Below are 16,376 nucleotides of genomic sequence, written 5' to 3'. Positions count from 1 at the left end.
AACCCCGGCCCGGTGGGGATTACATGCGGATGGTGGTGAGGTCCTGGAACCAGTGCTGGGCCTGGATGAACTCCTTGACCTTGGGCGACAGGGCATGGGGATTCACGTCATGCACCACCCACAGCATCTGGGCGTCGTCCACCATGCTCTGGTGCACGAAGGCGAGCAGGCCGTCCTGGGTCTTGCTGTCGAAGGTGGTGCGGATCTTCTCCAGGGCCGCGTCAACCTTGGGGTTGTTGTAGCCGCCCCAGTTCACCCCGTTGGGCGCCACGTAATGGCTGTCGGTGAAGCGGGTGATGGCGTAGAACGGGTCGGCCGTGACGTAGCCCAGGTTGATGGCGGTGATGCCCTTGCCGGCGTTGATGTCGGCCTTGGCCCCGGCGCGCCAGTGGCGGTACAGGTTTTCCAGTTCCACCACCTCGAAGGTCACCTCGATGCCGATCTCCGCCAGGCTCTGCTGCACGAACTCGTTCATGGGCAGGGACAGCATCTGGCCGGTGCCGCCCTGGGCGATGATGACCTTGGCCTTGAGGGGCTTGGAGGGGCCGTAGCCGGCCTGTGCCATGAGGGCGCGGGCGGCGGCCAGGTCGTAGCCGATCTTGAAGTTGGGCTTGCCGAACCAGGGGCTGGTGGCGTCCACCTGGCCCTTGGCCGGGGTGGCCAGGCCGCTCATCAGCTTGACCACCGCATCCCGGTCGATGGCCAGGTTGGCCGCCTTGCGCACCCGGATGTCGGTCCACGGCGAGCCCGGGTAGGTGGAGAAGTGGTAGGGCCAGACGTGGGGCGTGACGTTCTGCACCAGCTTGAAGCCGCCGGCCTTGAGCTGGGGCAGCACGTCCGGCGGCGGCGTCTCGATGATGTCCACCTGGCCGTTGAGCAGGGCGTTGGCCCGGGTCATGGCGTCGGGGATGGGCAGCAGGACGATGCGGTCGGTCTTGGGCAGGCGGCTCTTGTCCCAGTAGGCGGCGTTCTTCACCAGGTCGGCCCGTTCCCGGGGAACCAGCTTGTCCAGCTTGAAGGGGCCGGTGCCGGAGGGCTGGCTGGCCACCTTGTTCCAGTCCTTGCCCAGCTTTTCCCACTGGGCCGGGCTGGAGACCAGGAACCAGGGCAACTGGTAGGGGAACAGGGCATCCACTTCCTTGGTGGTGATCTCCACCTCGTAGGGGCCGACCTTGCGGTAGGAGGCGATGGAGGGAATGCGCGGGCGCACCTGGGCGCTCTGCTTGGCGTCGAACTGGGGCGACTTTTCCGCCAGGACCTTGTCCAGGTTCCAGATCACCGCATCGGCAGTGAATTCGGAGCCGTCATGGAACTTGACGCCCTTGCGCAGGGTGAAGCGCCACTTCTTGTTGTCCTTCGGATCAGCCTTCCACTCGGTGGCCAGGCCGGGCACCAGCTTGCCGGGGCGGTTGCCCACATTGGCTTCCCAGGCGATCAGGGGGTCGTACAAGGTGTGGCCGGTGAACTGGTAGGCGCCGGCGCCCCGGTCCGGCTGGCCGGTGGTGAGGGGAATGTCGGCCATGGAAATGCCGTAGCGGGCCACCGTTTCTGCATGCAGTCCTGCATGCAGGGCGAAGCTCAGGGGGAGGGCTGCCAGCCAGTGGCGAAGCTTGAAATTGCGGGGTTTCATCGACTACTCCTAGGTTGGGGAGACAGTCCATGAATTGCATGCAACGTGCCAATCCGGGCCGGAGCGCCGATGTATTTCCTAGTCGCTTGAATGTGCTCTGCTAGTTGGCAAATTGTATTTTTTGACGCGCCGGCGGCGGCAGTCGAACTTGCATACAAGATGCACCTGGACGGGGCGCATGCCCGGAGAAGATCACTGCTTAGGTGCCAGGCCAGGTTCCGTCATTGGCCGTAGGGCCGGCCTGGGGCGTGGCCCTTTGTCAGCGAAAGGAAGAGGCGGCATCAAGGGAAAAGGGGCGGGCTGGCGGTGGGTTGACCGGGCCTTCCCTTTTCAATACATTACTGACCGGTCAGTCAGTAATGTATTCCCATGTCCCTCTGTGATTCCGCCGATCCACCCCGCCGCCGCCGCAAGGAAGCCCGCCCCCAGGAGCTGACGGCTGCTGCTCTGGAGCTGTTTACCGAACGCGGTTTCGCCGCCACCCGGCTGGAGGACATCGCCGCCCGGGCCGGCGTCTCCAAGGGCACCCTGTACCTGTATTTCGACAGCAAGGAAGCCCTGTTCGAGGCGGTGATCCGGGAAGGCATCATCCCGGCCATGAACGAGGGCCGCACCATGCTGGAGGAGCACCAGGGCTCGGCCAGCGAACTGCTGCGCTGCCTGCTGCTCGGCTGGTGGGAACTGCTGGGGGAAAGTCCCCTGGGCGGCGTGCCCAAGCTGATGGTTTCCGAGGCCGGCAACTTCCCCAAGGTGGCGGCGTTCTACCGGGAGAACGTCATCGATCCGGGCCGTGCCCTGCTGCGGGAGGCCCTGCAGCGCGGCATGGACCAGGGCGAGTTCCGTCCCGTAGATGTGGGCATGGCGGTGGACGTCATCTTCGCCCCCATCCTGATGCTGGCCGTGTGGCGCTATTCCATCGGCCCCTGCTGCGCCGAGGAGGAGCGGGACCCCGTCCGTTTCCTCGACACCCATTTCGATTTGTTGATCAAGGGCCTACGGCCGTGAGCGCCGCCCCTTCCGGAGTCCTCCCCATGAAAACCATTCCTTCCTTCGCGCTGCTGGCCGCCACGGCCATGGTCCTGGCCTCCTGCGGCAAGGAGGCGCCCAAGGCGCCCGAGCCCCGCCCGGCCCTGACCCAGGTGGTAGGCGCCGCCGGCCAGAGCGACATGCTGTGGGTGGGCGAGGTGCGGGCCCGCTACGAGACCGACCAGGGCTTCCGCATCGGCGGCAAGGTGGTGGAGCGCAAGGTGGATATCGGCGCCGTGGTGAAGAAGGGCCAGATTCTGGCCCGCCTGGACCCGGTGGATGCGGGCCTCTCGGCGGCCGCCGCCAATGCCCAGACCAAGGCGGCCGAAGCCGACTTCCTGGTGGCCAAGGCGGAATACGAGCGGCAGAAGAAGCTGCTGGAAAAACAGTTCATCTCCCAGAGTGCTTTCGACAGCCGGGAAGCCCAGTTCAAGGCGGCCCTGGCCCGCCTCGACCAGGCCCGGGCCCAGGCCGCGGTGACCGGCAACCAGGCCGGCTACACCGACCTGGTGGCGGAAAAGGACGGGGTGGTGACCGACGTCAAGGTGGAGCCGGGGCAGGTGGTCAGCGCCGGCCAGCCGGCCATCCGCCTGGCCCTGGCGGGCGACAAGGAAGTGGTGGTGGCGGTGCCGGAAGGCCGCATGAAGGGTATCGAGCCCGGCACCAGCGCCGTCATCCGCCTGTGGGCCAACCAGGACCAGTCCTACGCCGCCCGGGTGCGGGAAGTGGCGCCGGCAGCCGACGCCGCCACCCGCAGCTTCCAGGTCAAGGTCACCGTGCTGGAGCCGGATGCCGGCCTGCGCCTGGGCATGACCGCCGGCGTGCTGATCGGCAGCGCCGAGGCGCCCCTGCTGGTGCCCACCGCAGCCCTGACCCGTCAGGACGGCAAGAATACGGTGTGGGTGGTCAATCCCCAGAGCGGCGAGGTGCAGCCCCGCAGCGTCACCACCGGGCCCTTCCGGGAGGACGGCGTGGTGGTGGAAAAGGGCCTGGCCCGGGGTGAGCGGGTGGTCATCGCCGGTGTGCACAAGCTGCAACCCGGCCAACTGGTGCGGGCCGTGGAGCCGAGCAACGTGCCCTTGCCCATGGTGGGCGGCGGCGGGGCCGGCCCCGTAGCCGCGACCCCGGCGGCGGCCAAGCCGGCGGAGTCCGCCAAGTGAAGCGCTTCAACATTTCCGAGTGGGGCCTGCGGCATCCGGCCCTGGTGCTCTATTTCATGGTGGCCCTGACCCTGGTGGGTCTGCTGGCCTATTCCAAGCTGGGCCAGTCGGAAGATCCGCCCTTCACCTTCAAGGTCATGGTGGTGCGCACCGCCTGGCCCGGCGCCAGCGCCCAGGAGGTGGAGCGCCAGGTCACCGAGAAGATCGAGAAGACCCTGCAGTCCGTGCCCTACGCGGACATCATCCGCAGCTATTCGCGGCCCGGCGAATCCATGATCTTCTTCCAGGCCAAGGACGCGACCCCCGCCGCCGCGGTGCCGGACATCTGGTACCAGGTGCGCAAGAAGGTGGGCGACATGCGCTACACCCTGCCCAAGGGTATCGAGGGCCCCACCTTCAACGACGAGTTCGGCGACGTGTACGGCAATCTCTACGCCGTGGTCGGCGACGGTTTCGGCTATACGGAACTGAAGCGCCAGGCCGAGGCCATCCGGGCCGAACTGCTGCGGGTGAAGGACGTGGCCAAGGTGGATTTCTTCGGCGAGCAGAAGGAGCGGGTCTATATCGAACTCTCCAACGCCAAGCTGGCCACCCTGGGCATCGACGGCGCCGCCGTGGTGGCCGCCCTGCAGAACCAGAATGCGGTGCTGGCAGCCGGCAGCTTCGATACCCCCAGCGAGCACATCCGCATCGACGTCAGCGGCCGTTACGACGACCTGACGGCCCTGCGGGAAACCCGTCTACGGGCCAACGGCCGCGAGGTGCGCCTGGGCGACATCGCCAGCATCGGCCGCGGCTATGAGGATCCGCCCACCCAGAAGATCCGCTACATGGGCAAGGAGGCGGTGCTGATCGGCGTCTCCATGGCCAAGGGCGGCGACATCATCCGCCTCGGCGGCGGTCTCGACGGTGCCGTGGCCTCCATCCAGGACCGCCTGCCGGTGGGCCTGGAACTGCACACCGTCTCCTCCCAGCCCCAGGCGGTGCAGCGTTCGGTCAATGAGTTCGTGCGTTCCCTGATTGAGGCGGTGATCATCGTCCTCGGCGTCAGCCTGCTTTCCCTCGGCCTGCGCACCGGCATCGTGGTGGCCATCACCATTCCGGTGGTGCTGGCCATCACCTTCCTCTTCATGCAGATCTTCGGTGTCGGCCTGCACAAGATTTCCCTCGGCGCCCTGATCCTGGCCCTGGGCCTGCTGGTGGACGACGCCATCATCGCCGTGGAAATGATGGCGACCAAGATGGAACAGGGCTGGGCCCGGGCCAAGGCGGCCTCCTTCGCCTACGAATCCACCGCCATGCCCATGCTCTCCGGCACCCTGGTGACGGCCGCGGGCTTCCTGCCCATCGCCACCGCCGCTTCCGCCACCGGCGAGTACACCCGTTCCATCTTCCAGGTGACGGTGATCGCCCTGCTCATTTCCTGGGTGGCGGCGGTGCTGTTCGTGCCCTATCTTGGCTACAAGCTGCTGCCGGACTTCGCCCACCACCGGGTGGCCCATCAGGAGCCGGGACGCCTCAGCCGCTGGCTGATGCGCCGCCTGCCCTGGCTCGAACGCTGGCTGCACAAGGAGCCCCACACCCACAGCGAGCACGATATCTACGCCACGCCCTTCTATCGCCGCTTCCGCGCCCTGGTGGATGCCTGCGTGCGGCGCCGCTGGCTGGTGATCGGCATCACCGTGGGTGCCTTCGTCGCCTCCATCGTCGGTTTCGGCCTGGTGCAGCAGCAGTTCTTCCCAGATTCCACACGGCCCGAACTGATCGTGGACCTGCGCCTGGCCGAGGGCGCCTCCTGGGATGCCGCCGACGCCGAGGCCAAGCGCCTGGAGTCCTGGCTGGCCGAGCAGCCCGGCATCGACAATGTGGTGGCCTACGTCGGTACCGGCAGCCCCCGCTTCTATCTGCCCCTGGATCAGCAGATGCCGCAGAAGAACTTCGCCCAGTTCGTCATCCTGACCCAGGGGTCGCCGGAACGAGAGACCCTGCGCAGCAAGCTGATCGATCTTTTCGAGCATGACTTCCCCAGCCTGCGGGCGGCCATCAACCGTCTGGAGAACGGCCCGCCGGTGGGCTTCCCGGTGCAGTTCCGCGTCGCCGGCCCCGATCTCAATGTGCTGCGTGGCTACGCCCACGAGGTGGCCCAGGTGATGCGGGCCAATCCCAGTCTGGCCAATGTGCACCTGGACTGGGAGGAGCCAGCCAAGGTGGTCCGCCTCACCGTGGACCAGTCCAAGGCCCGTCTGCTGGGCGTCACCTCCAGCGACATCGCCAACCTGATCAACACCGCCCTCAAGGGCCAGAGCGTCACCGAGTTCCGCGACGGCGCCGAACTGGTGGATGTGCATCTGCGCGGTACCGAAATGGAACGGCGGCGTCTCTCCCTGCTGCCGGACCTGATGCTGCCGACCCGGGCCGGCAAGGCCGTGCCCCTGTCCCAGGTGGCAACCCTGGAGTACGGCTTCGAGGAAGGCATCGTCTGGCGCCGCAACCGGGTGCCCACCATCACCGTGCGCGGCAATATCTACGGCCACATGCAGGGGCCGGTGGTGTCGGCCCAGGTGGAGAAGTCCCTGCAGTCCATCAAAGCCTCCCTGCCCCTGGGCTACACCCTGGAAGTGGGTGGCGCCGTGGAAGAGTCGGCCAAGGGCGGCGCTTCCGTTGCCGCCGGCGTGCCCCTCTTCTTCCTGGTGGTGCTGACGGTGCTGATGCTGCAGCTGCAGAGCTTCTCCAAGGTGGCCATGGTGCTGCTGACCGCGCCCCTGGGCCTGGTCGGGGTGACCGCGTTCCTGCTGCTGTTCAACAAGCCCTTCGGCTTTGTCGCCATGCTCGGCACCATTGCCCTCTCCGGCATGATCATGCGCAACTCGGTGATCCTGGTGGACCAGATCGACCAGGACGAGAAGGCGGGCAAGCCTCGCTGGGAGGCCATCGTCGATTCCACGGTGCGGCGTCTGCGGCCCATCGTGCTGACGGCGGCAGCAGCCATCCTGGCCATGATTCCCCTGACCCGCAGCGCCTTCTTCGGCCCCATGGCCGTGGCCATCATGGGCGGCCTGACCGTGGCGACCCTGCTCACCCTGATTTTCCTGCCGGCCCTGTACGCCGCCTGGCACAAGGTCAAGCCTGCCGCACCGGCGGAGTCCCTGCAAACGGTGGACGAAACCCTGGCCGGCAGTCGCCAGGGGCCTCAGTTATAATCGCCTTTTTCCGCCAACCACATATTAGTAAGTGCTAATATAACGACCGCAGACGGGGACTCGTGATGGAACAAGTGCAAAACATGGAACAAGCCCGCTTCAACATGATCGAGCAGCAGATCCGGCCTTGGAACGTGCTGGACCAGGATGTGCTGGACCTGCTGTCCGAGGTCCGGCGCGAGGAGTTCGTCCCCGCCGCCCATCAGGCCCTGGCCTTTGCCGACCTGGAGATCCCCCTGGGCGAAGGCGCCGTGATGCTGGCCCCCAAGATGGAAGCCAAGCTGCTGCAGGAACTTGCCGTGCAACCCAAGGACAAGGTCCTGGAAATCGGTACCGGCTCCGGCTACATGGCCGCCCTGCTCGCCGCCAAGGCTGACCAGGTGACCAGCGTCGAAATCAGCCCGGCCATCGCCAAGACCGCCAAGGCCAACCTGGCCAAGGCCGGCATCAGCAACGTCTCCGTCGAAGTGGGTGATGGCGTGCATGGCTGGGCCGCCGGCGCTCCCTACGACGTAATCGTCGTTTCCGGTTCCCTGCCGGTGGTGCCCGAAGAACTGCTGCAACAGCTCAAGGTTGGTGGTCGCATGGCCGTATTTGTCGGTGAGGCCCCGGTGATGGAAGCCCAGATCGTCACCCGCACCGGCGAGACCACCTTCGCCAGCCTCAATCTTTTCGAAACCGTGGTGGCGCCCCTGCAGAACGCGCCGGCCAAGGAGCGTTTCCGTTTCTGATTGCCCCTGATGAACCAGCTTTCCGTTTCCTCCCTCGCCGACTGGCTGGCCGATCCGGCCCGCCCCCGCCCCCTGCTGCTGGATGTGCGCCAGCCGGAGGAGCTTGCCATCTGCGCCCTGCCGGACCTGGTGGCCATGCCCATGGCCACGGTGCCGGTGCGGGCCGACGAGTTGCCCCGGGATAAGGAAATCGTGGTGATCTGCCACCATGGCGGACGCAGCATGCAGGTGGCGATGTTCCTCGAGAACCGCGGTTTTAGCGCCATCCACAACCTGTCCGGCGGCATGCACGCCTGGGCCCAGGTGGTGGATCCGTCCATGCCGACCTACTGAAGGCTGTCCATGAAACTGAAAGCTGTTTCCCTGCTGCTGTCCTCCCTGTTCATTGCCGCTGCGGCCCAGGGGGCCGACCTGCTGCAGATCTACAAGGAGGCCCTGGACAACGACGCCCAGTTCACCGCCGCCAAGCACACCCTGGAAGCCGGCCGCGAAAAGCTGCCCCAGGGCCGGGCCGGCCTGCTGCCGACCCTGGGTGTGTCCGTGAACACCATGTGGAACGACGTGGAGTACCAGCGCCGGGTGTCGGGTGCGGCCGTCGCCACGGGCCAGTACAACAGCCACGGCTACAGCGTCAGCCTCAGCCAGCCCCTGTTCCGCTGGCAGAACTGGATGCAGTACGACCAGGCCAAGCTGCAGGTGGCCCAGGCCGAGGCCCAGTTCCTCCAGGCCCGCCAGGACCTGATCCTGCGCGTCGCCCAGGCCTATTTCGACGTGCTCTACGCCCAGGAGAACCTGCGCTCCCTGCAGGCCCAGAAGTCAGCCATTGCCCAGCAGCTGGAACTGGCGAAGAAGAGCTTCGAGGTGGGCACCGCCACCATCACCGACACCCACGAAGCCCAGTCCCGCTACGACCTGTCCACCGCCCAGGAAATTGCCGCCGAAAGCGATCTGGAAATCAAGCGCCGCAACCTGCAGGCCATCATCGGCCGGGAGGCGGGCGAGCTGGCCACCCTGCGTACCGACACCACCCTGGAGCCGCCCAAGCCCGCCAACATGAATGACTGGGTGGCTTCCGCCGAGAAGGACGCCCTGGCGGTGCAGATCCAGGAAGCCCAGCTGGAAATCACGGACAAGGAAGTGAGCAAGCAGCGCGCCGGTCATTTCCCCACCCTGGACCTGGTGGCCACCCGCAGCAATGCGGTGCAGACCAATGGCGTGCAGACCAACCCCCTCTTCCCGGGGGTTGGCTACGAGCAGGATTCCACCGCCATCGGCCTGCAGTTGAACATTCCCCTGTTCCAGGGCGGCGCCGTGCTCTCCAAGCAGCGTGAGGCCGAAGCCAGCCGCGAGGCGACCCGTTCGACCCTGGAGTATTCCCGCCGTCAGGCGGCCCTGGGGGCACGTCAGTACTATCTGGGCGTGGTCAATGGCCTGGCCCAGGTGCGGGCTCTGGAAGCAGCCCTGGTCTCCTCCAAGTCGGCCCTGGATTCGAACAAGCTGGGTTACGAGGTGGGGGTGCGCATCAACATCGACGTGCTGAACGCCGAGCAACAGGTCTATTCGACCCAGCGCGACCTGGCCAAGGCCCGTTTCGATACCCTGGTGAACCAGTTGCGCCTCAAGGGCGTGGTCGGCAGCCTCACCGACGAGGACCTGCAGCGGGTCAACGGCCTGCTGGCGCGATAAGGGAACGGATCAGGTCCATGGTCCTGGCGGTGGCCCCGCCGTGGGCCGCCGCGAAGGCTGACGCCGCATCGGACATGATGCGGCGTTTTTCTTTGTCCCGCAGCAGGGCCTGGGCCGTGCCGGCCAGGGATTGGCCGGCCTCAAGACGCAGGGCGGCACCGGCGGCGACGGCATCCTCCGCCGCCTGGGCGAAGTTGAAGGTGTGGGGGCCGAGCAGCAGGGGGCAGCCGCAGGCCGCCCCTTCGATCAGGTTCTGGCCGCCGAAAGGCAGCAGACTGCCCCCCATCACGGCCAAATCGGCACAACTGAAGTAGGCCGCCATTTCCCCCATGCTGTCCCCCAGCCAGGCCCGGGTTTCCGGTGTCGGCAGGCCTTGGCTGCGCCGCACCAAGCTCATTCCCCTGGACTGGACCAGTGCTTCGACTTCGCCGAAGCGCTGGGGGTGGCGCGGCACCAGCAGGAGCAGTAGGTCGGGAATGTCCATGGCCGCGCAGGCGTCCAGGATCAAGGCCTCCTCGCCCTCCCGGGTGCTGGCTGCCAGCCAGACGGTGCGGCCGGCCAGCTGGCGGCGCCAGTCCTGTCCCTGTTGCCGCAATGCCGGGGCGATCTGCACGTCGAACTTGAGATTGCCGCAGACGCTGACCTGCTTGGCGCCGAGGCCTTGCAAGCGGGCTGCATCGTCCGGGGTCTGGGCAGCGATGCCGTCGAGACCGGCCAGGGCCGGGGCGAACAGGCCGGGCCAGCGGCCGTAGCCACGGGCCGAACGGGCCGAGAGGCGGGCATTGACCAGCAGCATGGGGACGCCATGGTGCCGGGCCTGGTGCAGCAGGTTGGGCCACAGCTCGGTTTCCATGAGCAGGCCCAGGCTGGGGCGGTAGCGCTCCAGGAAGCGGCTGACGGCGCCGGGATAGTCGTAGGGCAGGTAGCGGTAATGGAGGCGCGGGGCGTGGTCCTGGCCCAGGGCGGCGAACACCTGGGTGGCGGTGTCGCGGCCCGTGGGCGTCATGCCGGTGAGCAGGATCGAGTGCTGCGGATACTGGGCCAGTAGTTCGGCCAGCAGGGGCTGGGCGGCCCGGGTCTCGCCGACGGAGACGGCATGGACCCAGATCACCGGCCCCGGGATGGCCGCGCCGCTAAGGCCGAAGCGTTCACCCCAGTGGCGGCGATACTCCGGCTGCTGCCGGCTGCGTCGCAGCAGGCGCAACAGCACCAGGGGCGTGGCCAGGCGCAGCAGCAGGGTGTACAGGAGGCGGGAAACCATGGCGCGTCAGCCGGCCAGGGCCCGCTCGACGGCATCGAGGATGGTGGCGAGACTGGGTGGCGCACCCTTCTGGCCGTAGCTTTCGCAGAAGGCGTCGCCGAAGACGGCCGCCTGCACGCTGTCCGAATCGCAGAAGATGCCGACCGTGGGGCGTCCCAGGGCAGCGGCGAAGTGGGTGAAGCCCGTGTCCAGGCCCACCACCACCCGGGCCCCGGCCAGAAAGCGGCCGGCCGTGCCCAGGTCCATCAGGGGCGGGATGAAGGAACCGGGCAGCCGGGCCCCAAGGCGCTCGCTGCGCTGGCGCTCTTCGGGGCTGCCCCAGGGCAGGGCGGCGACGATGCCGTCCCGGGCCAGGCGCTGGCCCAGGGCGACCCAGTGCTCCTCGGCCCACAGCTTGGGCGGGCGGCTGGCGGCGTGCATCAGCACGGCGTAAGGCTGGCTGGGCAGCCAGTCGGCCACCAGGGGCTCAGCCTGGATGCCATAGCGCGGCGGCGTATCCAGGTCATAGCCAAGGGCGCCGGCAGCCACGGCACGGCAGCGGTCCACCACATGGCGCGACCATTTGATGGGCAGGCGCAGGTCGTAGAAGCGGGCGGCGAAAGGCTCCTTGATGCTGCGGGCGTCGCCGCCGACGATGCGTCCGCCGGGAGCGAGCCGGGCCAGCTTGTCCACCGCGGCGCTCTTCAGCAGACCCTGACTGTCGAGGACGAAATCGTAGGCCTGGGCCTGCAGGGCACGGCGGAATTCCCCCATTTCCTGCCAGGCGTGGCGCTGGCCCAACTGCTTGCGCCAGCGGCGCCAGGCGATGGGAATGACGCGGCGCACGCCGGGGTGCAGGGAGGGAATGGGAACGTAGGCTTCTTCGGCCACCCAGTCGATGCGGGCCTCGGGGAAGCGGGCCAGGATGTCGGTGACGGCCGGGCAGTTGTGGACCAGATCCCCCATGGAGGAGGTCTTTACCATAAGAATTTGGGGCATCGGGGCGGCGGTGGTGGTTTTTGACTTGGGGCCGGGGCCGGGGGGATTTAGAATCCCTGCTGGCCTCCATTATAGCTTGCGCATGTCTTCTGCCCCTCCTCCCGCCGCGACGGCGCCCCTCAGTGCGGTGCTGATCACCCTGAATGCCGCCCATTCGCTCCCGTCCTGTCTGCAGAGCCTGGCGTTCGCCGACGAAATCGTCATGGTTGATTCGGGCAGCAGCGACGGCACCGTGGCCCTGGCCGAGCACTACGGCGCCCGGGTTATCCATCAAGAGTGGCTGGGCTTCGGCCGCCAGAAGCAGTTTGCCGTCAGCCAGGCGCGCCACGACTGGGTCTTTTGCATCGATGCCGACGAACAGGTGACGCCGGCCCTGGCGGCAGCCATTGGCGCCGCCCTGCAGGGGCCCCGGCATCACGCCTACCGGGTGGCCCGCTGCAACCGTTTCATGGGGCGCTACCTGCGCCATGGTGAGGGCTATCCGGACTGGAACCTGCGTCTCTTCCACCGCGGCCATGCCCGCTGGTCCGACGACGCGGTGCACGAGCACGTGCTGACCGGGGAAAGCGTGGGCGATCTGGCGGGGGACCTGCTGCACGACTCGGCCGAAACCCTGGACAGCTACCTGGCCAAACAGAACCGCTACACCACCCTGGCGGCCGAGGCCGCCCATCGCGCCGGCAAGCGGGCCGGCAGCGGCCGTCTGCTGCTGTCGCCCCTGTTCCGCTTCATCAAGTTCTACCTGGTGCGTAGGGGCTTCCTGGACGGCCTGCCGGGCCTGGTGCATACCCTGATCGGCTGCACGAACAGCTTTGCCAAGTATGCGAAAATGATCGACCTGCAGCGGCGCTCCGGGCGCTGAGCTTTCTTCTGGAATTCCCATGAAAATCCTGGTTACCGGCGCCGCCGGCTTCATCGGCATGCACACCGCCCAGCGCCTCCTCGAGCGGGGCGACGAAGTGGTGGGCGTGGACAACCTGAACGACTACTACGAGGTATCCCTCAAGGAAGCACGCCTGGCACGCCTGGCCGCCTATCCGAATTTCCGCTTCGTCCGCCTCGACATCGCCGACAGCCAGGGCATGCAGGAGCTTTTTGCCGCCGAGGGCTTCCAGCGGGTGGTGCACCTGGCCGCCCAGGCCGGTGTGCGCTATTCCCTGGCCAATCCTCACGCCTACGCCCAGTCCAACCTGGTGGGTTTCGTGAACGTCCTGGAGGGGTGTCGGCACGCCCAGGCGGAGCATCTGGTCTATGCCAGCAGTTCCAGCGTCTATGGCGGCAACAGGAAGATGCCCTTCTCCGAGCACGATGCCGTGGATCACCCGGTGAGCCTTTATGCCGCCACCAAGAAGTCCAACGAACTGATGGCCCACACCTACAGCCACCTGTTCGGCCTGCCCACCACCGGGCTGCGCTTCTTCACCGTCTACGGTCCCTGGGGGCGCCCCGACATGGCCCTGTTCCTGTTCACCCGGGCCATTCTCGAGGGGAGACCCATCGACGTTTTCAACCACGGCAAGATGCAGCGGGATTTCACCTATATCGACGATATCGTCGAAGGGGTGGTGCGCGTCCTCGACCAACCGGCCCGGGCCAGCGAGTCCTTCGACGGGCTTGCGCCCGATCCGGCCTGCAGCAATGTGCCCTACCGCTTGTTCAATATCGGCAACGACCAACCGGTGGATCTCCTGGCCTTCATCGAGGCCCTGGAAGGTGCCTTGGGTCAGGTCGCCAACAAGCGCTTCCTGCCGCTGCAGGATGGTGATGTGCCGGCAACCTGGGCCGATACGGCCCTGCTGGGCCAGGCCGTCGGCTTCGCCCCCAAGACCTCGGTGCAAGACGGGGTTGGCCAGTTTGTCCGCTGGTACCGGGATTACTACCGGTAGGTCGGTCCCGGTGTCGGCCCGTTCCCGTCTGGGCCAGGGCCGTAGCCCCTTCCGTCGTCCCGACGCTGTGCAGAGCGTCGCGGTGCAGTAAAATGGCGGCATATCTCAAGACAATGATCCGATGCCTGACTCCCACCAGGGCGATTCCGCCCAGAAGGCCTTTCTGGGCCTGATTTCCCGACGTTTCATCGCTTCCGCCTACGATCTGGTCGCCCTGATCGTCTGTTGGCTGGCCGCGTACTGGCTGCGTTTCAACCTCTCCCTGCCGGATGAGTACCTGCGGGCCGGCCTCTTTTCCCTGGCCATTCTGGTACCCGTCTATGTCCCCCTGTTCTGGCTCAGCGGCCTGTACCGGGGGATCTGGCGCTACGCCAGTCTGATGGACCTGCGCCGGATCATCGTTTCCGTCGGCTTGGGTGGCCTCGTCACGGCGGTGGCGGTGTTCATGACCGGCATGCCGGGGGTGCCCCGTTCAGTTCTGGTGCTGCATCCGATCCTGCTGATTCTGGCGATGGGGGGCGGTCGTTTCCTCTACCGGGCCTGGAAGGACCGCTGCCTCTACGGTCACCTGGCCCTGTCCGGCGAGTCGGTGCTGATTCTCGGCGCCGGCGAGGTCGGCGAACGCCTGATCCGCGAGCTGCAGCGCTCCCCCCAATGGCGGGTGGCCGGCCTGCTGGACAACGATCCGGCCAAGCATGGACGGGAAGTGCATGGAGTGAAGATCCGGGGCGATATCGCCAGCATGGTGCATTGGGCCAAGGAGCTGGAAGTTGGCCATGTCATTGTCGCCATGCCCAGCGTCAGTGCCGCCGTGCGTCGCGGGGCCATGGAGCAGGCCGTGCAGGCCGGGCTCAAGGTGCTGACCGTACCGGCTCTCGACGACCTGCTGTCGGGCCGGGTGTCCCTGTCCCAGATCCGCCAAGTGGAACTGGAGGACATCCTGGGGCGGGAGCCGGTGCAGCTGGACGATGCCGGCCTCAGTCGCCTCATCGCCGAGCGCACGATCCTGGTGACGGGGGCGGGCGGCTCCATCGGTTCCGAACTGGCCCGGCAGATTGCCCGTTTTGCGCCGCGCCAGCTGGTGTTGTTCGAAGTGTCCGAATTCGCCCTGTACCAGATCGAGCAGGAATTCCGTCGTACTTTCCCTGGCCTCGATGTGGTCTGCGTCGTTGGCGACGTCAAGGACGAAGCGCGGCTGCAGCAGGTCTTCGCCGCCTACCGGCCGGCTCTGGTGTTCCATGCCGCCGCCTACAAGCACGTGCCCCTGATGGAGAGCGCCAATGCCTGGGAGGCGGTGCGCAACAACGTCCTCGGCACCTGGCGGGTGGCCATGGCGGCGCGCCAGGCGGGGGTGGAGAAGATGGTCCTGATTTCCACCGACAAGGCCGTCAATCCCACCAACGTCATGGGCACCACCAAGCGCATGGCGGAGCGGGTGGTGCAGTCCCTGGAGCAGGCCGGCGGCGGTACCCAGTTCATCGTGGTGCGCTTCGGCAACGTCCTGGGCAGCAACGGCTCGGTCATTCCCACCTTCCGCGAACAGATCGCCCGGGGCGGCCCCGTCACCGTGACCCATCCGGACATCATCCGCTATTTCATGCTCATCCCGGAGGCAGCCCAGCTGGTGCTGCAGGCCGGTCTGATGGGCAACGGCGGCGAGATTTTCGTGCTGGACATGGGGGAGCCGGTGAAGATCGTCGATCTGGCCCGGGACCTGATCCGGCTGTCCGGTTTCACGGAGGAGGAAATTCCCATCGAGTTCACCGGGCTGCGCCCCGGCGAGAAACTCTATGAGGAACTGCTTGCCGACAATGAAATGACCCTGCCCACCCCCCACGCCAAGCTGCGGGTGGCCAAGGCCGAAAGCGCGCCGGAAGAGGCGTGGATCGGCGACCTGGCCCGCTGGCTGGAAACCCCGCCGGCGGACGTGGCCGGGATCAAGGCCGGGCTTGCCCGTTTCGTGCCGGAATACCGGCCCCAATAACATGGCCACCTACGCCGTCGGCGACATCCAGGGCTGCTTCGCCTCCTTGCAGGCGCTCCTGGACAAGTGCAGCTTTTCCCCCGAATTCGACCGCCTGTGGCTGGTGGGAGACCTGGTGAACCGGGGGCCCCGCTCCCTCGAGACCCTGCGCTTCGTCAAAGGCCTGGGCGACCGGGCCGTCACGGTGCTGGGCAATCACGACCTCTCCCTGCTCATGGCCGCGGAGGGTTTCGGCAAGCGCCATCGCAGCGACACCATCGATGACATCCTTGCCGCCACGGACCGGGACGAACTGCTCCACTGGCTGCGGCACCAGCGCCTGATGCATGTGCAGGGCGACTACGCCATGGTGCATGCAGGGCTCCTGCCGGCGTGGTCCGTGGCCGAGGCCCAGGCCCTGGCGGGCGAGGTGGAGCAGGCCCTGCAGGCGGAGAACTACCGGGAGTTCCTGGCTAACATGTGGGGCAGCGAACCGGGTTCCTGGGATTCCAGCCTGACCGGTTGGCCCCGCTTGCGGGTGATCGTCAATGCCATGACCCGCATGCGCTTCTGCTCCCCGGCCGGGGAAATGGACTTCAAGGCCAAGGGCGAACTGAGCCAGGCGCCGGCCGGCTATCTGCCCTGGTTCGAGGTGCCGGGCCGGCGCAGCGCCGCGACGGTCCTGGTGACCGGCCACTGGTCGGCCCTGGGGCTGCGCCTGGAGCCCAATCTGCTGGCCCTGGACTCCGGCTGCCTGTGGGGCGGCAAGCTGTCCGCCCTGCGTCTGGAGGACCGGGCCCTGTTCCAGGTGGACTGCGCCGCCGACGAGGCCGTGCCCCTTTTCAAGGAATGAGC

The 16,376-nt window shown here is 67.0% G+C and carries 13 protein-coding genes; 10 read left to right on the top strand and 3 right to left on the bottom strand.

Annotation, left to right across the window (positions count from 1 at the left end; all coding sequences use genetic code 11):
- Nucleotides 1-19: 19 nt before the first annotated feature.
- Nucleotides 20-1,630, bottom strand: a complete 1,611-nt coding sequence (locus OEL49_RS13850) for an ABC transporter substrate-binding protein (protein WP_014235526.1) — start codon at nucleotides 1,628-1,630, stop codon at nucleotides 20-22.
- A 369-nt stretch (nucleotides 1,631-1,999) separates the two neighbouring features.
- On the opposite strand from OEL49_RS13850, the gene OEL49_RS13845 reads away from it, so the two are divergent.
- The 6 genes from OEL49_RS13845 to OEL49_RS13820 all read left to right on the top strand — a co-directional run bounded on the left by OEL49_RS13845 (nucleotide 2,000) and on the right by OEL49_RS13820 (nucleotide 9,433).
- Entirely contained in the window at nucleotides 2,000-2,635 is a 636-nt protein-coding gene (locus tag OEL49_RS13845) for a TetR/AcrR family transcriptional regulator (RefSeq protein ID WP_014235525.1), read from the top strand.
- Between the two features lie 26 nt (nucleotides 2,636-2,661).
- Nucleotides 2,662-3,816, top strand: coding sequence for an efflux RND transporter periplasmic adaptor subunit (locus OEL49_RS13840; protein ID WP_014235524.1), 1,155 nt, complete (start codon nucleotides 2,662-2,664; stop codon nucleotides 3,814-3,816).
- Nucleotides 3,813-7,016 (top strand): efflux RND transporter permease subunit, encoded by a 3,204-nt coding sequence (locus OEL49_RS13835; protein WP_014235523.1) that lies wholly within the window; start codon nucleotides 3,813-3,815, stop codon nucleotides 7,014-7,016. The genes OEL49_RS13840 and OEL49_RS13835 overlap by 4 nt, the downstream gene beginning before the upstream one ends.
- A 65-nt stretch (nucleotides 7,017-7,081) precedes the next feature.
- On the top strand, nucleotides 7,082-7,747 hold the full coding sequence (locus OEL49_RS13830) for a protein-L-isoaspartate O-methyltransferase family protein (protein WP_014235522.1): 666 nt from the start codon (nucleotides 7,082-7,084) through the stop codon (nucleotides 7,745-7,747).
- A gap of 9 nt (nucleotides 7,748-7,756) precedes the next feature.
- The gene (locus OEL49_RS13825) at nucleotides 7,757-8,080 is read left to right on the top strand and encodes a rhodanese-like domain-containing protein (protein WP_014235521.1); all 324 of its coding nucleotides are present in this window, start codon (nucleotides 7,757-7,759) and stop codon (nucleotides 8,078-8,080) included.
- Nucleotides 8,081-8,089: 9 nt separating this feature from the next.
- Entirely contained in the window at nucleotides 8,090-9,433 is a 1,344-nt protein-coding gene (locus OEL49_RS13820; protein ID WP_014235520.1) for a TolC family outer membrane protein, read from the top strand.
- Here OEL49_RS13820 and waaA read toward each other — a convergent pair.
- On the bottom strand, nucleotides 9,411-10,694 hold the full coding sequence (waaA, locus tag OEL49_RS13815) for a lipid IV(A) 3-deoxy-D-manno-octulosonic acid transferase (protein WP_014235519.1): 1,284 nt from the start codon (nucleotides 10,692-10,694) through the stop codon (nucleotides 9,411-9,413). The two genes, OEL49_RS13820 and waaA, sit on opposite strands and share 23 nt — an antisense overlap.
- 6 nt (nucleotides 10,695-10,700) lie before the next feature.
- Complete coding sequence (waaC, locus tag OEL49_RS13810) at nucleotides 10,701-11,657, bottom strand: lipopolysaccharide heptosyltransferase I (RefSeq protein WP_050804249.1); 957 nt, start codon at nucleotides 11,655-11,657, stop codon at nucleotides 10,701-10,703.
- 97 nt (nucleotides 11,658-11,754) lie between these two features.
- On the opposite strand from waaC, the gene OEL49_RS13805 reads away from it, so the two are divergent.
- From OEL49_RS13805 to OEL49_RS13790, 4 genes are all read left to right on the top strand, one after another.
- Complete coding sequence (locus OEL49_RS13805) at nucleotides 11,755-12,534, top strand: glycosyltransferase family 2 protein (RefSeq protein ID WP_014235517.1); 780 nt, start codon at nucleotides 11,755-11,757, stop codon at nucleotides 12,532-12,534.
- A gap of 19 nt (nucleotides 12,535-12,553) precedes the next feature.
- Nucleotides 12,554-13,558: an NAD-dependent epimerase gene (locus tag OEL49_RS13800; protein WP_014235516.1), complete on the top strand. Its 1,005-nt coding sequence runs from the start codon at nucleotides 12,554-12,556 to the stop codon at nucleotides 13,556-13,558.
- Nucleotides 13,559-13,679: 121 nt separating this feature from the next.
- A complete protein-coding gene (locus OEL49_RS13795; protein ID WP_014235515.1) occupies nucleotides 13,680-15,542 on the top strand; it encodes a polysaccharide biosynthesis protein in 1,863 nt (620 codons plus the stop codon).
- 1 nt (nucleotide 15,543) lies between these two features.
- Nucleotides 15,544-16,374, top strand: coding sequence for a symmetrical bis(5'-nucleosyl)-tetraphosphatase (locus OEL49_RS13790; protein WP_014235514.1), 831 nt, complete (start codon nucleotides 15,544-15,546; stop codon nucleotides 16,372-16,374).
- The last annotated feature ends 2 nt before the right edge of the window (nucleotides 16,375-16,376 follow it).

It is taken from the genome of Azospira sp. (assembly GCF_030247495.1).
In the GTDB taxonomy this organism is placed as follows: Bacteria; Pseudomonadota; Gammaproteobacteria; order Burkholderiales; family Rhodocyclaceae; genus Azospira; species Azospira oryzae.
The sequence above is the reverse complement of the archived record's forward strand: the minus strand, read 5'-3'. Positions and strand labels throughout refer to the sequence as shown.